This window comes from Vibrio sp. 10N.261.45.E2 (assembly GCF_002875705.1).
Lineage (GTDB): Bacteria > Pseudomonadota > Gammaproteobacteria > Enterobacterales > Vibrionaceae > Vibrio.
Window position 1 is genome coordinate 67,638 of the sequence record NZ_MCZZ01000127.1, and the last position, 17,646, is coordinate 85,283.

Here is a 17,646-nt window from a genome sequence, read left to right on the forward strand (position 1 = left end):
GTTAAACGACACCTTATGATTCACGCTTCTTCAATTGAGTCGCTAAAAGAGCGCTAAGCCAAAGCCTAGTGCTCGATATCATTCCAGTGTGAGTTTTTGAAGTGAACAAACGCTTGGTGCAGCGACTCTTCTTTTATCGGTTTTACGATGACGTAATTCGCCCCAGCAGCCATAAAGCTGTCTCTCGTTGACTCTTGAGCATCAGCGGTACACGCATAAATTGGGGCTGAGACACCAATCTCATCTCTGAGTTGCTGAGTAGTTTCAACACCACCAAGATTAGGAAGTTGGTTATCCATCAAGATCAGGTCATAGGTTATCTTCTGAGCCAACTCTATCGCTTCTAAGCCGTCTTTTGCCCAAGTGACGACCATGCCATATTTTTTGCAAAAAGCCTGCGCAATAAAAGCGTTGGTGTGATTATCTTCCACCAGAAGCACCTTCAATGGCCGGCTAAACAAAGCCTCAGGTTTGACTTCAGACTGTTGCTTAGCATCGACTAACAAAGGTTTGGCATGCGCAACCACTGGGATTTCTATCGTGAACTCTGATCCCTGATCTATCACGCTACGGACTTGAATGTCCCCTTCCAACATATCGACCAGGTTTTTGACAATCGTAAGCCCTAAACCAGTACCCCCATACTCACGTGTAGTGGTATCTTCTGCTTGAACAAAAGGTTCAAAAACCGCGTCAATTTTGCTTTCATCGATACCAATCCCGGTATCTTTCACTCGAACGATCAAGCTTGCGTGTTCGGTGTTAAAGATAGTCTCAAGCTCAAAGCTAACGGAGATATTGCCCTGATGAGTGAACTTAAGGGCATTGCTCAGAAGATTAAACATGATCTGGTTAAGGCGCACTTGGTCGGTGTTGATTTCAATGTCATCAACCAAGTGATTCACGATGATAAATTCGACCGATTTATCTTCACACAGCGGACGATAGATGCTGTCTAAGGTATTCACTAACTCCCCGAGTTGGAAGTCTTTCTTTTGAATATTGAACTGTCCTTGCTCAATCTTTGAGAAATCTAAGATATCGTTGAGTACCGCCAGTAAATGTTCCGCACTATTACACAAAACATCTACCTGATCGCGGTTGTTTCCGCTGTGGATAGAGCGCTTCAATAACTGAGACACTCCAAGAATACCGTTGAGTGGCGTGCGAATTTCATGACTCATCTTAGCCAAGAAGTCGGCACGAACATTCGCAAGATGTTCTGCTTCTTCTCTTGCTCGATCAGCCTGTCGTTCCGCATCGATAAGCTTAGTAATATCTTGTCCTTGAACCACCACTCCTGTGATGCAGTGTTCTACGCTGATTGCAGACATATTCCAACGAAACACCTTTTCACCAATGGGCACGTTAATGCCCGTCAGTTTAGAGCCTTGAACCACCATTTGAATATTAGGCAGCATACGATGCTCAAACTCTTGAGCGATTGAACCATAGTTGTCATCGGCATCAAATAGCGCCATACGAGCAGCAGGGTTCATCTGAATCAAGTCGCCTTTTTCGGACCAAACCAAGATAGGTGAATGAGCAAAGTTAAAGAGGTCTTGGAACTTTTGATTCTGTTCTGATAAGCGCTCAAAGGTATCTTCAAGGGTACAACCGATATGATGGAATTCAAAAATATTAGAGCCATCAAACTTGTTGTACTCTTCGCCATCACTAGCAGAGCGAGTGAAATCCATCAGCTTATCTAGCTCAGCAGCAACCCTTCTCTGAATCCAAGTTCGCGCAAAGAAAGACATCAATATGATCACCACAACCACTACGATGATCGCACGCTGATAATTTTCTTCTAACGCTATGAAATTATTGTTCTTTTGAACAGCTCGAATGATTAAAGGGGTTTCAACAGCATTGATTTTAATCGTTGCTATGGTGACAAAATGACTAGGCAACTGTTCGTCAACTTGATAATTGAGGATATCAGTCATGGTATAGCTTTCATCACCACTGAATGTTGATGTCACAGGAGTTCCATGCGCTTCAATAACGATATTTTCGCAGTTACTGCCTTGTTGGATTGATTCGGCTAACGAGAAGTTATTATCAAGCACTATAACAATATAGAGCTGACCAAGAACCTCCCCGGTAGCGTTATCAACAATGGGAGTTCGGCGAGCCAACAAGTGACGCTTACCTATATCTGTCCTTAATTTGATGAAATGCCAATTACTGCTGAACGAAACCTCATCAGAAATATGCGTTAAGCTGGACTCATCCAAGCCATAAAATTGACTATTGCCATCCTCCCACACTAAACCATCATGAGTAGAGACAAACCGTAAATCAGGTGCGTGATCAGGTTCGCGTTGGTCAACGCCAAAGAAAAAGTAGCTCAGAGCTTCATCGTTACCCGTATCAAAATACTCTCTGAGAGTTGCGCTGTGTGAGCTACTATCTTGATGGATTTGCAGCACCGACAAACGATAATCAAACATGTTTTGGATCAGGCTTGAGGTTTGCTTAACTGTCCGATTGGTCTCTTGTTTTACGATACTACTGCTGGTTTCATAATTATGAATAAGCACGCCAAGTGCCATCACGCCTATCACTAAAATAACGATACGCGTAATGAGTCTAGCTAAAGTGTTTCTGGGTGTACTGGCGTAGCTTTTCTTCATTATTGACCTGAGTACCTAAATGCTCGCTGTTTTAGTTCAGAAATACGTTCTGGAGAATCTTCTTTGGTCACAATTTCAAATTCACCCGAGTAAACGGTAGGCACTTCCAAGCCGGCTAGATCCCACTTAATCGCCTCTGCCATCGCAATGCCCGTATCGTCGTTCATACGCATGACAGTAACATCTAAGTCGCCCCTTGCAATGGCTTCAAGTTCGGCAGAACCGCCTCCCCAACCATTTACTAAGATGTCTCGACCTGATTCACTAATGGCTTCCGCCGCACCCAAAGCGACATCGGTTGAGCATGCATAGATAAAGTCTAGATCCTTATCGCTCTCTATGCTGATTTTAGCCGCTTGGTAGCCACTGTCTTTGCTTGATTTTGTATAGAACGAAGATTTAAGCGTAAAGTTGGTATCCGTATTCACTTCATGGATAAAGGTGTCTCCACGCGCATCACTGATATAACCTTGCGAATAATATAAAACAGAATAATTACTGTCTGGTTTACTTACTTGTTTAAAATAGTCTGCCAATTTTAAGCTGCCTGTCGCATGATCAAAACCCACATACATAAATGGCTGTCTATCTGCCCAGGCACGAACTGGCGTGGTGATATTCTGTAAAATCAACTTAGTATCTGTTGAGGTCAATACGTGCTCAATAAACTTGCGGTGGCGCGTGGTGTCTAGCGTAAAAATCAAGTAATCCGTTTTATTCTCAATAGCTTCTTGCAGAGAAATACTCTGCTGCGTGAGATCGGCATTAATACGGGTAAATACTTGATTTATTTGATAACGAATCTTCAGCTTATCGAGACGCGTCTCAAAAGCTTGAATGTTGCGAATCCAATAGTCAGAGATCTGTTGACCCGGATACACAACTGAAATCGTGATCGGCTCGTCTTGAATTCTTCTCAATGGCACAGGGTGATTTTGCACAGCCTCAACCATTTTATCGGTCAGTGCTTTTTGCTCTGGAAAATTGGAAAGATAATCTTGGTATTCCCAGTACCCATTGAGGACATGAGTACCATGGGAGAGAGCGGACGCAGAAAATACGGCAAGTCCAAACAACATCAGTAAACGTTTCATATTTTTCTCGTTTTATATGAGCTACTTTGGCTCATTTTTTAACCTAGCATGACACCATCTCTTCGTATGGCTGATGGATATTATGTAGGACAACGATGATAAATGATAGCGTCTAACACTAATTAGAACGACATTCTAAATGAGCGATATGTTAATTTGGAATGGAGATTAAGACAAACGAGTTAAAACGTGAATCAAAGCCACTAAGATTAAGATTTATTAGCTTTTAAATTCAATGATTTAACTACATTCATTGTGGTCATTTTCATTATTGAGATTTAATCAATAACAAACGTTTTGGCTATGAATTATGAGACTTCGATATATTGAATTTTGTCTTTTTGCCACTCAATAATCAGTTTGAGTGATACCAGTTTTTCTTTGCGGGATTTAGGTAATTGTTTGATCGCGTATTCGGTTTTCAACGCCTCACTTTTAGAACCAACACCAAAGCTCCAAACTAGCTTAAGTGGGCCTTTACCTTTTAAAGCTTTAGCACCTTTACCAGTTTGATGTTGTTCAAATCGACGTTCCAGATTATTCGTCACGCCACAGTATAGAGCGTTGTGACGATTGCGGATCAAGTACACAACCCAATCCGCATTTTTATCAGCGTTTGACATCTAAAGCAGTGATTCAACCAGAGCTTTAAGCTCAGCCACTTCAGCTCGTAGGCTTGCTACTTCCGACTCAAGTTCTTCAAACTTTTCACTCGTTGCTGAGGGTGCAGCCGCGCTTACTGATGCCGTCGCAAACGCTTCAACATCCACTTCACCGCTCAATAAGTGCTGGTAACGTGATTCACGTTTGCCAGCTTCGCGTGGGAGCTTAACCACCAACGCACCTGCTTCTCTTGCAGCGAGCTTCTCTAATGTTGCTTCGACTTCTTTCACATCACTAAAGTTTGCAAGGCGACCCGTTCGAGTACGAAGTTCTCCGGGTGTTTGCGCGCCGCGAAGCAGCATGCAACAGATGATCGCGCGCTCTTGCTCTGTAAACTGCAGATCACCGAACTCAGTATTGCAGAAACGATGCTGATACTTATTAACACGGCTATTGAAGCTGCTTTCATCGCTCACCATGCGACGTCCTATCAAACCATCAACCGCATCTAAAACGTCTGACTCAGAAAGAGAGAGAACAGGCTCACGGTTACTCTTTTGATTACATGCCGTTGTTAAGCTGTTCAGTGTCAGTGGGTAATGATCGGGAGTAGTGACTTCTTTCTCGATCAAGCAGCCGATAATTCTCGCTTCAATTGGGGAAAGTACTGTGTTCATCGTTTTTCCTTTTTATTATTTTGATAATTCCATCTCAACACTTAACAATACAGTGACTAGTGTTCAGACAAAATTGGTACTCGTTTCTTTCTGCCCTGTTCATCAATCATTATGATCTTAGAACGGTTTAGCTCTATTTCCACGACTTCCAAATAAGTACGCTCTTGTACATACGCATCACGAAGCTTGTTTTGCTCTGCTGAGGGTTCAGTGACATTGTCGTCCAAATCTTCGTTTTCCAATTGTTGTTGATTCATTTCACATTTCGTATCAATGCAGTATCTACATGGGATACTAACTTGAACGGTAAGATAAAAACAATCACACATCAGCGAGAGTGACGAATAATTAAACAACCTTACTTTTGCTTTGATCTAAAGACTGTTACATCATCAATTGATGTGCTTTAATCAGAACCAGACAACGTATTTGACGAATAGGAAAAGGAATCTATGAGCAGCGTATTTGAAATTGTTAACCAAGCACGACGTAAGAACAAACTTAAGTGTGAACTTTTAGACAACGAAAAGAAAGTTCGTGACAACCGTAAGCGTGTCGACCTTCTTGATAACCTACTTGATTACATCAAGCCAGAGATGACTCACGACGAGATCCTAGGCATTATCAAAAATATGAAAGCTGACTACGAAGACCGTGTTGATGATCACATCATCAAGAGCGCTGAGATTTCTAAAGCTCGCCGTGACATCAGCCGTCGCATTCGTGAACTGACAGAAGAAGACAAGCAAATCCAAGGTAAGAAGTAATCTTACAAAGTTGAATAACTTGTTTAGTAACCCACTCTTTGTAGTGGGTTTTTTTGTACCTAAATTCTAGCGTCTATACTTAAGCGTACTTAAATAAACACGTGAAACTGAACAGCTATAAAACACTGAACTACTATATAAAACAGAGCAACAGCAAGAAGAAATATAACTAGGTGAACATCAGCGATGGAGAGACCTTATGTATGCAAGTATTCTGATTACCTTAGCCTTATCAACCGCACAACCCTACCCTGAAGAATTTGAACGACTGTATACCGAAGAAACAGAAATTACTTATGACGATCTCGTTGTAGACGTTCATGGCTACAAAGTTCCGACCCGTTCAGCCTTTAGAGGTTGGATGCTGCTAAATCACGCAGAAGATAAGTTGAAAGAAATCGGCCAGCAACTCAAAGAGGCTGGCATTACACAAAGTATGCCCCTGCATCTCATTTTGCTGCAAGGGACAGACTGGGCAATGAGCAACACCACCTTATTTACTCTTCCTGATAAGAAAAATGTACCCAACATGATCAAGACATTGAAGTACATTCAACAATACATAGAGCCTGAAATCGGCGTCGTTATTCCCGTATCAGGTGAACGTTCTAAGCTCTACAACCAACAAGCTGGCGGAGCACTGCGAAGTAAGCACTTAGAGTTCTGCGCCTTAGATCTTGTACCTGCTAATGACATCACGCGCGAAGATCTGCATGTGAAGCTCAAAAAGATTCATTCGGAATTTGGGCAAAAGAATAACGTTGGGCTGGGATTATATTCTGGTGTTCGGTTCCACATCGATACGTGTGGGTTTAGACAATGGTAAACAACACTATAGAGTCATATAGACACTCAATTATCAAGTGTCATTTAGACTTAATAAATAAGAAATCTTCCATAAACAACTGATTACAAATGAAAATATAACTGGAACGCTAATTGCTATTAATAACAAGTATCATAATTATTAATAGCAATTAGGAATTCAATATGAAGACGATGCCTCAACGCTTTCAAACTCTGCTTTCTGTTTCAAACTTCACTCTAGCTGTCACGGCCTTGCTTATGCTACTCAGTATTATTGTCGCTTATCCACTGGCCGATCATTTCTCACTGCCAATTCAAATCGTCGCCCACATCAGTACCATCTTGGTCGCAGCTCTGTTAAAAATCAGCTATGTCGGTCGCTGCCTTGCACAATACAACCTTGGGTTAGAAGTTCGTTAACTCGCACAGCGCTAGCCTTGGTACTAGAACGCCTAGACAATATCAAGGCTACTGAAAAGGTCATACAGCTGGTGAGATTTATACGGTTTCGGTAAGTAGGCGTTCATGCCAGCTTCAAAACAATCTTTGATGTCTTCTTCTAGAACACTGGCGGTTAAAGCAATGATGGGTAATGGTGTGATTTGCTGATCAGCTTCCCATTGACGAATCGCACGAGTTGCCGTTATACCATCCATAACAGGCATCATGCAGTCCATTAAGATGGCATCAAACTGAGCACCTTGCGTGATCACATCCACGGCTTCTTGGCCATTACTGGCAATCAAATATTCATAGCCAGCTTGTTCAAGGAAGAAGCTCGCAATTTTTTGATTCATCAGGTTATCTTCAACAATCAAAATGCGTCGATTTAGAGAACGAACCTCTTCATCTTGTACTTCCACTTGAGGGGGTTGTTCTTCGCCCACATCAAGAGACAGTAAACTGTTTAAAAAACGTCGCCCTAAGAATGGTAATGTGTGGGTCGAGTGAACCGTTTCTGTGATGAGGTTGGTTTTAAACAAGTGATGCTGACACACGATGACGCGTTCAAGAGGGTATAATGCCTGCAACGTAGCAAGATCTTTCTCCATCGAGTGATGCAAGGTATGACAATAAAGTATGAAGTCGCTTTCTTTCACACTGTGTGCAAGCCCAGAAATGGATGAAACAACATTAGCTCGAATATTCAAACGCTCACACTCTTTCACAAGTTGGTCGAGATAATTGAAAGAGTTCGAGATGATCGTCGCTCGGCTCAGATTCTCGAAAGTTTGAACGGGGGCTTCTACAACATCGACATACAAGCAAAAAGTGAACGTTGAGCCTTCGCCTTTCACTGAACGCGCGGTAATATAGCCCCCCATCAAATCAACGAGCTGTCGACAAATCGCAAGCCCCAGCCCCGTACCACCAAATTGCCGCGTAATGCTGCCATCTTCTTGGGTGAAAGGTTCAAATATGGACTCTAGCTTCTCCGGTTCAATACCAATCCCGGTGTCAGATACACTGCATTCAAGCTTACCTCTGCCCAAAGACATGGGTGTATACGCAATGTCCGTAGTAATCGTGCCCTTGGACGTAAACTTGATGGCATTAGAAAGCAGATTGGTCAATACCTGTCTCACGCGGTACTCATCGAAAAACAGTTGTGGTGGCGTTTGATAATCGATATTGATGTCGAGCTCGATATCCTTACTTATCGCTTTCGACTGAATCACACTTACGGAGTCATAGACCGCCTCTCGCAAATCAGCATTGTGTGGTGACAACATCAAGTTACCCGACTCGATTTTAGACAGGTCAAGAATATCATTAAGTAGAACCAGTAAAGAGTGAGAAGAAGATTCGATATCTCCCAGCACTTCTTGTTGATTTGGGCTCAGTTGGCTTTGAGATAAGATCTCAGCCATGCCAATAATACCGTTAAGCGGTGTGCGTATTTCATGTGACATATTCGCTAAGAATGCGCTTTTGGCTTTATTAGCAGAAATTGCATCTTCTTTTGCTGTTATTAACTCTTTATTGTGGATGTAGTTACGCTCCATCACTCGATTTAAAGTTTCAGTGAACTCGGCAAGTTCATCGTTCCCTTGAATATGAATCACCTTCGGCTGACCATAGCTATCAGCGCATTCTGATACGCCTTTCAAGATAATCGATAGGTTTCTGTTTAAGCGTAGAGACGTAGCTACCCCAAGCCACATCAAGACACCAGAAGCGGCCAGTATCAGCAATGTCATGATCAAGGTTTGCCTTTTCTGTAAGGCGATGTTCTTTGTCAGCTCAAACTGTATTTGATTGGTGTAAGCGCTAATCGCTTTAGAAATCGCCCGCTTTTTAAGCTCTAAGCTTTTTAAATGTTGATATATTTCGGGTGATGAGAAATCACCTTTGAGAATTCGAGATGTGAATTTGTCTTGGAATTCATCTTTGGCCACTGCGTTTAATAACTGTCTAATGTTTGGAGAACGAGTATCCGAACGAAAAAACGTATCTAAAAGTTGCTGCTGCCTCTCTAGAGCCCCAACATAACTGAGCATAAATTGGTTTTTAAACTCTGGAGAGCGATACAAACTGAAGCTCAACCACGCTTCTCTCTGAGTCCAAAACACATAATGGGTAAGGTTAATAAACACCGCATCAGCTTGAGCTATATTGTCATCAACTAACACCATGCGATATTCAGAGAGTTCCATGAGCACGTCTTTTAACAAGTCGAAAGCGCGCTCTGTCAATTGCCTGCTGTCTGCGGTTTCTCGTGAGCTTGCAAGGCTCATCAACACCTTTTCTAATTCAGATAACTGAGGTTCAATACTCCAATTGCCCTCGAACTGTTGAAGCCGCTTTCCATACTGAGTGAGTCTATCTAGCTCCGATTGCAGTGTTAGAAGTAACTGACCTTTCTCAGGGGAATCATTAGACAGCACCAACCATCGATAAGCATCACTTGAAACCGTATTAAAAGATTGAAGCGCTTCAACCTTAATACGCGTTGTTTCAAGGTGATTCATCTTCTCATCGTTCTTAAACACTTCATTCACTGTAAACCCAAACATAATGAGTACAGAAACCGTGGAAAGAAAAATAAGACGCCATCTAATTGACAGATTTATCATTTTTATAACTACTCCCTTCCCGAAAGTAATTGACCTAGCCCAAATTAAGAATAGGACATTAACAGGATGTTATTGATCAAATTGGATATGAACAAACGATACTCTGAGCTCAGAACGAAAAATTAGAGTCAAAGAGCATCCAGAACAGACCTTAAAAACGATAATGTCGACTTAAATAAGTGAAGTTTATAAAAATTAGCTTTACGCGAGGAAGGCTTCTACAAATGAGATTTAGGCGAGCAAGGTTTAAATAAGCAAGATAAAAACAAAAGCCACTACATCAAGTTATTATTATCCGCATAACAAGTGAACCGCCACTTTTCACGGCTCAACTAAACGGCGAATAATGACGCTACGCACTGAAAAGTCGATGATTAGGCTGAAATTGTGACATCTAATCGTTTGCGTGGTGCACTTTTCACACTCAAACTAGGCTTATTCAAAGGTCGAACAAGGTTACTCGTTGATTCTCTTATTTTTCGTTTACTGTTTACGTGTAACTTGAGTTAATGATCACATCTTTAATGTTCAACATAACCTTTATTACACATCATATTTTGAATTGAGTATTTTTTGGTGAAAAATAAGTGCTACAGATTGTTAAAGTCAATAGTCTTTATCGACGTTCAAATCTTGATTTACGGCTAATATAAAGCCAATTTGTAGATATTTTGTCTGCATTTATTTTTCCTAGCAGAATAACCCGTCGTACCTTACAATCCTGCCACATAAAAATTACAAGTTACACACAAGGCATATCAGCACATTTAAGTGGCAATAAAGACCACAGCCTGATGCCTCAAATCCCCTATGCTGATTGGCTTCCCTACAACTGCCATGAATGCAGAAACTTAACGTGAAAGGTCCCGAGTAAAGATGAGTCCCGAAAAGCACCTCCTAGATTGGCAAACTAGTCAAACCATTGCTGAATCCATCGCTCCAACTTTAGGTCAGTTATACCGTCAAAAAGGCGTAGAAGTTATCCTCTTCGGTAAGACCTTAGTGAACGCGACAACTATCGACATCATCAAAGCTCACCGCATCGCAAAACGTTACACTGGTTCTCCTCTTACAGCAGAACAAACTCAACCCATCATTCAACATCTTCTATCTATGGACCTATCTCCATGTCGTATTGATGTTGGTCGCCTTGCACATTCATTCTGGCAAGATCGCGAAGACGCACACGGGTTGGATGATTTCTTACAAACTGCACTTATCGAGTCACTTGAAGGCGATGCGATGACAGAACCTCGCGACGTTGTGTTGTACGGTTTTGGTCGTATTGGCCGACTACTAACTCGTCTACTGATCGAGAAAAGTGGCCCGGGTTACCCACTTCGTTTGCGTGCAATTGTGGTACGTGGCGGTAAAGATGGCGACTTGGAAAAACGTGCTAGCCTACTTCGTCGTGATTCTGTTCACGGCCAATTCAACGGCAGCATTGTTGTAGACCAAGAACGCAAAGCGATCATCGTTAACGGTAACTTCATTCAAGTTATCTACGCAAACAAACCAGAAGAAGTGGACTACACGGCTTACGGCATTGAAAACGCACTTGTGGTTGATAACACAGGCGTATGGCGTGACGCGGAAGGCCTGAGCCAGCACGTTGCGTGTAACGGTGCGAAGAAAGTTCTACTGACTGCGCCAGGTAAAGGCGATATCAAGAACGTAGTATTTGGTGTGAATGAAGATGTGATTCAACCAGAAGACACTATTATCTCTGCTGCAAGCTGCACCACCAACGCAATCACTCCTGTATTAAAAGCGGTTCATGACAAGTTTGGTGTATTGTCTGGTCATATCGAAACCGTTCACTCATTTACCAATGATCAAAACCTAATCGATAACTTCCACTCAGGTGATCGTCGTGGTCGTGCTGCGTCATTGAATATGGTACTGACATCGACTGGTGCAGCCAAAGCCGTATCAAAAGCGATGCCAGAGATGGAAGGTAAACTAACAGGTAATGCGATTCGTGTACCAACGCCAAACGTTTCAATGGCTGTCGCGAACCTGAACCTTGAGAAAGGCACAAACAAAGAAGAATTGAACGAGTACCTACGTGAAATGGCGCTGTCTTCTGCTTTGTCTGCACAAATCGATTACACAGACTCGACTGAGATTGTATCGACTGACTTAGTTGGCTCTCGTCACCCAGGCGTGGTTGACGGTGTGGCAACTATCGCACAAGACAACCGTGCCGTGCTGTACATTTGGTACGACAATGAGTTTGGTTACAGCTGCCAAGTTGTTCACTGTATGGAACAGATGATGGGTGTACGCTACAAGACATACCCTGAAGTTTAATCAACTTCGCTCTTGTAGATACGTCCATCGCAAAAAGCTCCACAACATAATAACTATATCTGCGAAGTCTGTTATGGGCTTCGCAACCCCTTTTGTTTTACTCCCCCGTATAAACAAGAGGGTTGCCACTTAGATCTGCTCTCTCTAACTGATCTAGGTGGCCTTTTTACATCTGGCACTCTAACTTTTATCTCGATGACGAGACCTTGTCTTCATCACCCTGCAAAGCTTCAAGCCTGTTACAATTCAACTTCAACATCTGACTGAATAGAACTTGAACAAGCAAGTACATAGCCCTGTTCAATCTGTTCTGGCGTCAATGTTTCTTGGCTGCTTGATTCCACTGAACCTTTGGTTACTTTGCATTTGCAAGAACCACAAATCCCACTACGACAAGCGATGATAATTGGAACGCCTGCTTTTTCTAATGAATCTGCTAATGGCGTGCCCGCTTCTGCTTCAACTTCAGCACCAAATGCAGGAACAAACACCTTAACAGCACCACTTGAATCTGCAGATGCTTCTGCCTGTGATTCTTCTGAGGCAATATCGCTATTGGTGAGTGAATTATTGTTTTGAGTTGCTGGTGTGAAGCTTTCTTGATAGAAGTTTTCCATGTTGAACTCAAGCTCTTTCAGGTAGCTTTCTATGTCTTGCATAAAGCCAACTGGGCCGCAGAGGTAGACGGTTCTATCTAGGATGTCTGGGCTTAGTTTCACTAACCAGTTTTTATCTAAACGACCTTGAGGAGCCGTTGTTCCTTCGTTGTCTTTTAGTAGCAACCTTAAATTGAAGTTAGCATGTGACTCACCTAGTTGATGCAGTTCTTCAAAGTAAATGGTCTCACGCTTATTGCGAGCCATGTGGACGAAGTCGATCTCAATATCACTGCCTTGAGCCAGCCAATATTTTGCCATCGCCATCACAGGTGTGATACCGCAACCTGCGCTCACTAGCGTCACTTTATTCGTCGATGTTGGTATGCAATCAATACAGTTAAATGCGCCTGCAGGCTTCAGCACTGAAACTTCGTCGCCCTCATCAAGCTCATCAACAATAAAGTTCGAAACCAAGCCACCTTCCACACGTTTTACCGTCAGCTTCAGGCGATTATCTTCAGGGCAAGAAGCCACAGAATAAGCACGGTAATCTGTTTTCGTCGGCATATTCAAACCAAGCGTGATGAACTGACCGGGCTTAAAATTAAAATGTAGATCTTGTGGAATATTGCCGAGTTCGAAGCTGACCGTATCTGGCGTCTCATGCCATTTCTTTAAACACACTAAATTGATTGAATCGCTATCCGACCATGCATACATAGTTCGTGTACCTTACTGATAACTAAATAATTAAATGACTGAAGATTGAAATCGAAAAAGCCTCGCCGTTGTCTGTTTCAGAAAAACGTCACAACAACGAGGCTTAGGAGCAGGCTTAGATTAAGCCGCTAAGATTGTTTTAAGATCTTGCTCTGGCGTTGAGATAGAACGCATGTCGAACTCGTCTTGAATAATCTTTAGTAGGTTCTCTGTTAGGAACGCAGGTGCTGTTGGGCCTGTGTAGATGCCTTTTACACCAAGAGCAAACAGAGTCAGTAGGATAACGATCGCTTTTTGCTCGAACCAAGAAAGAACCAGTGTTAGCGGTAGTTCGTTGATGCCACAATCAAACTCTTGAGACAGTGCGATAGCAAGCTGAATCGCAGAGTAAGCATCGTTACATTGACCTACATCGAGCAGACGTGGAATACCATTAATGTCGCCGAATTGGTTCTTGTTGAAACGGAATTTACCACATGCCAATGTAAGGATTACTGAATCCTCTGGCGCTTGAGCTGTGAAGTCTGTGTAGTAGCTACGCTCAGATTTGTCACCGTCACAACCACCGACTAGGAAGAAGTGCTTGATGTTGCCCTCTTTCACTTGCTCAACAACCGCAGGCGCAGCTTCCATAAGAGCATTACGACCAAAGCCGACAGTGATCATTTGCTCGATCTCGTCATGCTTGAAGCCTTCTTGCGCGAGAGCACAATCAATCACTGCACTGAAATCGTCACCTTCAAGGTGAGCAACACCCGGCCAGCCCACGATGCTACGTGTAAATAGACGGTCAGCGTATGAACCTACATCTGGGTTAAGTAGGCAGTTAGATGTCATTACAATCGCACCAGGGAAGTTCGCAAACTCTTTTTGCTGATTCTGCCAAGCGCTGCCGTAGTTACCCGCAAGGTGTGGGTACTTGTTCAGTTCAGGGTAACCGTGTGCAGGTAGCATTTCACCGTTGGTGTAAACGTTGATGCCCTTGCCTTCTGTTTGTTGAAGGATCTTTTCTAGATCATGTAGGTCATGACCAGAAACAAGGATACAGTGACCTTTCTTCGTCTTCACATTCACGGTTGTTGGTTGAGGGTGACCAAATGTATCTGTCTCACCTTTATCCAGCATTTCCATGACTTTGTAGTTCATCAAGCCAATCTGCATAGATGTATCTAGCAGTTGTTTTAGGTCTGATGGATCTGTACCTAAGAACGCCATGATTTCATGGTATTCAGCAAAAATAGCATTGTCAGTTTGACCAAGAACACGAGCATGTTCCATGTAAGCCGCTGCACCTTTTAAGCCATATAGGCAAAGAAGACGAAGGCCAATCACATCTTCATGTTGAGAATCGTGACCACGGTTAACCGCAGCTTGAGGCGCAAGTGCCAATAGCTCTGAAGAATCTGTTGGAAGATCGAATTGCGCAGCGGCAGAAAGCGCTGGGATCTCAAAACCAATCAATGTAGCTGCAGCGCGAACCTGTTGTTCTAAACGCTGCTTAAACTCGTGAGATTGCTGAGCAAACTCGATAATGCGAGCAGGATCGAAGTTAACATTCGTTAATGTTGCGAAAAACGCTTTTGGCGCCCACTCGTCAATTTCAGTATCGATAACATCGCAAGCACGGCCCAAATTGGCCCAAAAAGAAACACCTTGAAGAGAATGCACCACCACGTCTTGAAGGTCGGATACTTCCGAAGTTTTACCACACATACCTTGTGCGAAAGAACAGCCTTTTACGGTTGGGGTTTGAATTGTTTGTTCACATTGAATACAGAACATATAAGGGGCTCCAGTAATTTTTATTAGCTGTAAGTGCTTTGCTTACAGTGACTTATTCCAACCCCTATAGAGCATCAACCGTGCCAACTTTTAACTTATTGATTTTATTGAACTTAACCATATTCCATATTTTTAGTGCGTGATTATGACTACATATAAACTCCCCAAGAGCACACATCCGTGTCATAGTGACTCTCGAAGATTAATTAACGGCGTTCATGTTTCGTTCAGAATAGAAGCGATAAAGTAACAACATAGAAAAAGAGGAATGAATATGAAAAATATATTAGTCACGATTGTTGCATTGTTTACTGGCCTTTTGGCGTTATTCACAAGCTTGATCCTTGCTATTCCTTTAGCTATCGCAGCTTTAATTACTGGCAAGCGCATTCAGAATCAAATGAAGAAACAGGGCTTCGCAGCTCACATGCACACTCACCAGTCATCAACCAATGATGCAGGTGTTATTGAAGGTGAATACGAAGACCTTTCAAGCAAAAAGTAATCTAAACTTTAGTTTCAAACATAACGACAGAACAACAGAGACAACATTACATAATGCAAAGAAAGCCCCTTCTAGCACTGCTGGCCTTAACGACTTTGAGTCTCGTTGGTTGCTCCAACGAGACATCTATACCCGCTTACGAAACTTCTCCTGACTTACCAAACTATCAACAAGATAGCTTTGATGCCTATGTCCATGACACCCAAGATTGGTTATTGAAAAACCGTGTGTTCATGACGGAAGACAAGCAACTCGAGATCCAACTTAATTCTCCGACTGAGTACAAGCCTGCCACACCTAACGGAAAGGCCGTTCTATTGGTTCACGGATTAGGCGACTCACCCTATTCGTTTAAAGACATCGCGACTCATTTAGCTGAACAAGGTTACTTAGTAAGAACCGTGTTACTTCCGGGCCACGGTAGTCGTGTCGGTGATTTAATGCAGCCGAGCCTAGAAGATTGGCAAGGTGTGGTAGCTCATCATACGAAGTTACTTGAGCAAGAGTATGATTCTGTATGGCTAGGTGGTTACTCAACCGGTGCAAACTTGGTGACTTCACAAGCGATGAATGATCCAAAAATCTCAGGGTTATTACTGTTTTCGCCTGCATTTCAACCAAGCTCGTCTGCCGTTCAATACGCAGGACTAGCAAGCTACTTTGTCACTTGGGCTGATCAAGATACTGAAGACAATGTAGTGCGTTACAACTCGCTGCCAATGAATGGTGCGTCGGTTTACTACGAAACATCAGAAGTGGTTCGAGATGATTTAGAAGCTAAACACTTCGACAAGCCGGTGTTTATTATGATGAGTGAAGGCGACAGCGTGATTGACACCCACTACGTTCAGCAAGCGTTTACTGAATCGATGCCTAACCCAAATAATGTGTTGGTTTGGCAAGGGGAGACGCCACTTGAGGATCCTCGCGCAGTTCAGTACAGCATGAAGATTCCAGAGCAACGTATCTCAAACGGTTCTCACATGGGGTTACTGTTCTCACCAAATAACCCTTATTACGGAGTCAATGGTAGCGAGAAGATTTGCTCTAATGGTCAGGCTGAAGGGTTTGAAGAGCAGTGCAACGCGACAAGTGAAGTTTGGTACTCAGCATGGGGCTATCGTGAAGAAGGTAAAAATCATGCACGTTTGACCTACAACCCCTACTTCTCAGATTCTATGGCGAAGCTAGATGCGGTGCTCAACTCTGAAGGCTAACAAGCTCAAGCCTGTTGAAGCCAATCCATAAAAGCCAAAAAGGCTCACGAGATAACCTCTAGTGAGCCTTTTAATGAGTATCGTTTTTCGGGAACGTCTCGTTACTTATTGTTATCGTGCACTGCTATTTGTTATCACGCACTGCTATATCGTCCACACCACACGAACAGCAAGCAAAATCAGCACCACGCCAGATAGTCGATCAATCAACTGAGCTTTCGAGCGAATACGTTCAACAATCAATGGGCTAGACAGCACCAAGGTGATAAAGGTATACCAAAGACCGTCGACAATCAGCGGTGTTGAAACAATAATCACTTGATTGGTTAGCTCATTACCTAGAGCAACAAATTGGCTGAACAGAGCGATGAAGAACAGCGCGATCTTTGGGCTCAGGATAGAGATCAAGAAAGCCTCGCGAGCAGATTGCATGTAACTCATCTTTTCACCCGCTTCTAATTTCGCGGCAACACCACCTTTAGAACGCAACGCATTTACGCCGAGATAAAACAGATACGCAGCCCCCGCTAAGCTAATACCTTTGAAAAGCATTGGAGATTGCTCAAGCACAACTGCTAAACCAACAATGGTTGCGAACGCATAAATACCGATACCAGCGGCATGTGACCAAGCTGCGATAAGCCCGTTCATACGGCCACCAGCCAAGCTATGCTTAGCGATCATCGCCAAGCTCGGGCCCGGAGACATTGCCCCCAACAAGCAAATCGCCAATAAAGAAAACCAAATTGTTACTGTCATCATTCCATTCCTAATAAAACCATACGTTCCGACTGAACGCCTTGTACTTGCTAGCTACCATAATTCGCCATAGGTATCATTTGAAAT

Annotated in this window: 15 protein-coding genes; 6 read left to right on the forward strand and 9 right to left on the reverse strand. The window is 42.9% G+C overall.

Translation table 11 applies throughout. From position 1 onward, the window contains the following. Positions 1–65: 65 nt before the first annotated feature. The 5 genes from luxQ to BCT34_RS13230 form a co-directional block, all read right to left on the reverse strand. Positions 66–2,639: a quorum-sensing autoinducer 2 sensor kinase/phosphatase LuxQ gene (gene luxQ / locus BCT34_RS13210; RefSeq protein ID WP_076651983.1), complete on the reverse strand. Its 2,574-nt coding sequence runs from the start codon at positions 2,637–2,639 to the stop codon at positions 66–68. After that, entirely contained in the window at positions 2,639–3,733 is a 1,095-nt protein-coding gene (locus tag BCT34_RS13215) for a substrate-binding domain-containing protein (protein WP_076651981.1), read from the reverse strand. Before BCT34_RS13215 ends, luxQ begins: the two co-directional genes overlap by 1 nt. Positions 3,734–4,041: 308 nt before the next feature. After that, entirely contained in the window at positions 4,042–4,356 is a 315-nt protein-coding gene (locus tag BCT34_RS13220; protein WP_076651978.1) for a GIY-YIG nuclease family protein, read from the reverse strand. Then, the gene (locus BCT34_RS13225; RefSeq protein ID WP_076651975.1) at positions 4,357–5,013 is read right to left on the reverse strand and encodes a YceH family protein; all 657 of its coding nucleotides are present in this window, start codon (positions 5,011–5,013) and stop codon (positions 4,357–4,359) included. Positions 5,014–5,069: 56 nt separating this feature from the next. Next, positions 5,070–5,270 carry a hypothetical protein gene (locus BCT34_RS13230; protein WP_076651972.1) on the reverse strand — a complete coding sequence of 67 codons (201 nt, stop codon included), beginning with the start codon at positions 5,268–5,270 and terminating at the stop codon, positions 5,070–5,072. A 195-nt stretch (positions 5,271–5,465) separates the two neighbouring features. On the opposite strand from BCT34_RS13230, the gene BCT34_RS13235 reads away from it, so the two are divergent. The 3 genes from BCT34_RS13235 to BCT34_RS13245 all read left to right on the forward strand — a co-directional run bounded on the left by BCT34_RS13235 (position 5,466) and on the right by BCT34_RS13245 (position 7,007). Beyond that, complete coding sequence (locus BCT34_RS13235; RefSeq protein WP_076651969.1) at positions 5,466–5,780, forward strand: DUF496 family protein; 315 nt, start codon at positions 5,466–5,468, stop codon at positions 5,778–5,780. 199 nt (positions 5,781–5,979) lie between these two features. Then, on the forward strand, positions 5,980–6,606 hold the full coding sequence (locus BCT34_RS13240; protein WP_076651967.1) for a D-Ala-D-Ala carboxypeptidase family metallohydrolase: 627 nt from the start codon (positions 5,980–5,982) through the stop codon (positions 6,604–6,606). A 164-nt stretch (positions 6,607–6,770) separates the two neighbouring features. Next, positions 6,771–7,007, forward strand: coding sequence for a hypothetical protein (locus BCT34_RS13245; protein ID WP_076651964.1), 237 nt, complete (start codon positions 6,771–6,773; stop codon positions 7,005–7,007). Positions 7,008–7,039: 32 nt separating this feature from the next. On the opposite strand, the gene BCT34_RS13250 is transcribed toward BCT34_RS13245, so the two are convergent. Next, positions 7,040–9,604 (reverse strand): ATP-binding protein, encoded by a 2,565-nt coding sequence (locus BCT34_RS13250; protein ID WP_076651961.1) that lies wholly within the window; start codon positions 9,602–9,604, stop codon positions 7,040–7,042. 936 nt (positions 9,605–10,540) lie between these two features. On the opposite strand from BCT34_RS13250, the gene BCT34_RS13255 reads away from it, so the two are divergent. Continuing rightward, positions 10,541–11,977: a glyceraldehyde-3-phosphate dehydrogenase gene (locus tag BCT34_RS13255; RefSeq protein ID WP_076651958.1), complete on the forward strand. Its 1,437-nt coding sequence runs from the start codon at positions 10,541–10,543 to the stop codon at positions 11,975–11,977. Between the two features lie 239 nt (positions 11,978–12,216). Here BCT34_RS13255 and BCT34_RS13260 read toward each other — a convergent pair whose 3' ends face one another. Both BCT34_RS13260 and hcp read right to left on the reverse strand, forming a co-directional pair. After that, a complete protein-coding gene (locus tag BCT34_RS13260) occupies positions 12,217–13,296 on the reverse strand; it encodes a hybrid-cluster NAD(P)-dependent oxidoreductase (protein WP_076651955.1) in 1,080 nt (359 codons plus the stop codon). A 120-nt stretch (positions 13,297–13,416) separates the two neighbouring features. Next, positions 13,417–15,078, reverse strand: coding sequence for a hydroxylamine reductase (gene hcp, locus BCT34_RS13265; protein ID WP_076651952.1), 1,662 nt, complete (start codon positions 15,076–15,078; stop codon positions 13,417–13,419). Between the two features lie 274 nt (positions 15,079–15,352). Here hcp and BCT34_RS13270 point away from each other — a divergent pair, with 274 nt between their 5' ends. After that, positions 15,353–15,583, forward strand: a complete 231-nt coding sequence (locus tag BCT34_RS13270) for a hypothetical protein (RefSeq protein ID WP_076651950.1) — start codon at positions 15,353–15,355, stop codon at positions 15,581–15,583. Between the two features lie 53 nt (positions 15,584–15,636). Further along, positions 15,637–16,800, forward strand: a complete 1,164-nt coding sequence (locus BCT34_RS13275) for an alpha/beta fold hydrolase (RefSeq protein ID WP_076651948.1) — start codon at positions 15,637–15,639, stop codon at positions 16,798–16,800. Positions 16,801–16,944: 144 nt separating this feature from the next. Here BCT34_RS13275 and BCT34_RS13280 read toward each other — a convergent pair whose 3' ends face one another. Beyond that, the gene (locus BCT34_RS13280; RefSeq protein WP_076651946.1) at positions 16,945–17,559 is read right to left on the reverse strand and encodes a LysE family translocator; all 615 of its coding nucleotides are present in this window, start codon (positions 17,557–17,559) and stop codon (positions 16,945–16,947) included. Between the last annotated feature and the right edge of the window lie 87 nt (positions 17,560–17,646).

Excerpts from the sequence above, each read along its gene's own strand:
- luxQ (WP_076651983.1), bottom strand. The coding sequence starts at position 2,639 with ATGAAGAAAAGCTACGCCAGTACACCCAGAAACACTTTAGCTAGACTC.
- BCT34_RS13215 (WP_076651981.1), bottom strand. The coding sequence starts at position 3,733 with ATGAAACGTTTACTGATGTTGTTTGGACTTGCCGTATTTTCTGCGTCC.
- BCT34_RS13220 (WP_076651978.1), bottom strand. The coding sequence starts at position 4,356 with ATGTCAAACGCTGATAAAAATGCGGATTGGGTTGTGTACTTGATCCGC.
- BCT34_RS13225 (WP_076651975.1), bottom strand. The coding sequence starts at position 5,013 with ATGAACACAGTACTTTCCCCAATTGAAGCGAGAATTATCGGCTGCTTG.
- BCT34_RS13230 (WP_076651972.1), bottom strand. The coding sequence starts at position 5,270 with ATGAATCAACAACAATTGGAAAACGAAGATTTGGACGACAATGTCACT.
- BCT34_RS13235 (WP_076651969.1), top strand. The coding sequence starts at position 5,466 with ATGAGCAGCGTATTTGAAATTGTTAACCAAGCACGACGTAAGAACAAA.
- BCT34_RS13240 (WP_076651967.1), top strand. The coding sequence starts at position 5,980 with ATGTATGCAAGTATTCTGATTACCTTAGCCTTATCAACCGCACAACCC.
- BCT34_RS13245 (WP_076651964.1), top strand. The coding sequence starts at position 6,771 with ATGAAGACGATGCCTCAACGCTTTCAAACTCTGCTTTCTGTTTCAAAC.
- BCT34_RS13250 (WP_076651961.1), bottom strand. The coding sequence starts at position 9,604 with ATGTTTGGGTTTACAGTGAATGAAGTGTTTAAGAACGATGAGAAGATG.
- BCT34_RS13255 (WP_076651958.1), top strand. The coding sequence starts at position 10,541 with ATGAGTCCCGAAAAGCACCTCCTAGATTGGCAAACTAGTCAAACCATT.
- BCT34_RS13260 (WP_076651955.1), bottom strand. The coding sequence starts at position 13,296 with ATGTATGCATGGTCGGATAGCGATTCAATCAATTTAGTGTGTTTAAAG.
- hcp (WP_076651952.1), bottom strand. The coding sequence starts at position 15,078 with ATGTTCTGTATTCAATGTGAACAAACAATTCAAACCCCAACCGTAAAA.
- BCT34_RS13270 (WP_076651950.1), top strand. The coding sequence starts at position 15,353 with ATGAAAAATATATTAGTCACGATTGTTGCATTGTTTACTGGCCTTTTG.
- BCT34_RS13275 (WP_076651948.1), top strand. The coding sequence starts at position 15,637 with ATGCAAAGAAAGCCCCTTCTAGCACTGCTGGCCTTAACGACTTTGAGT.
- BCT34_RS13280 (WP_076651946.1), bottom strand. The coding sequence starts at position 17,559 with ATGACAGTAACAATTTGGTTTTCTTTATTGGCGATTTGCTTGTTGGGG.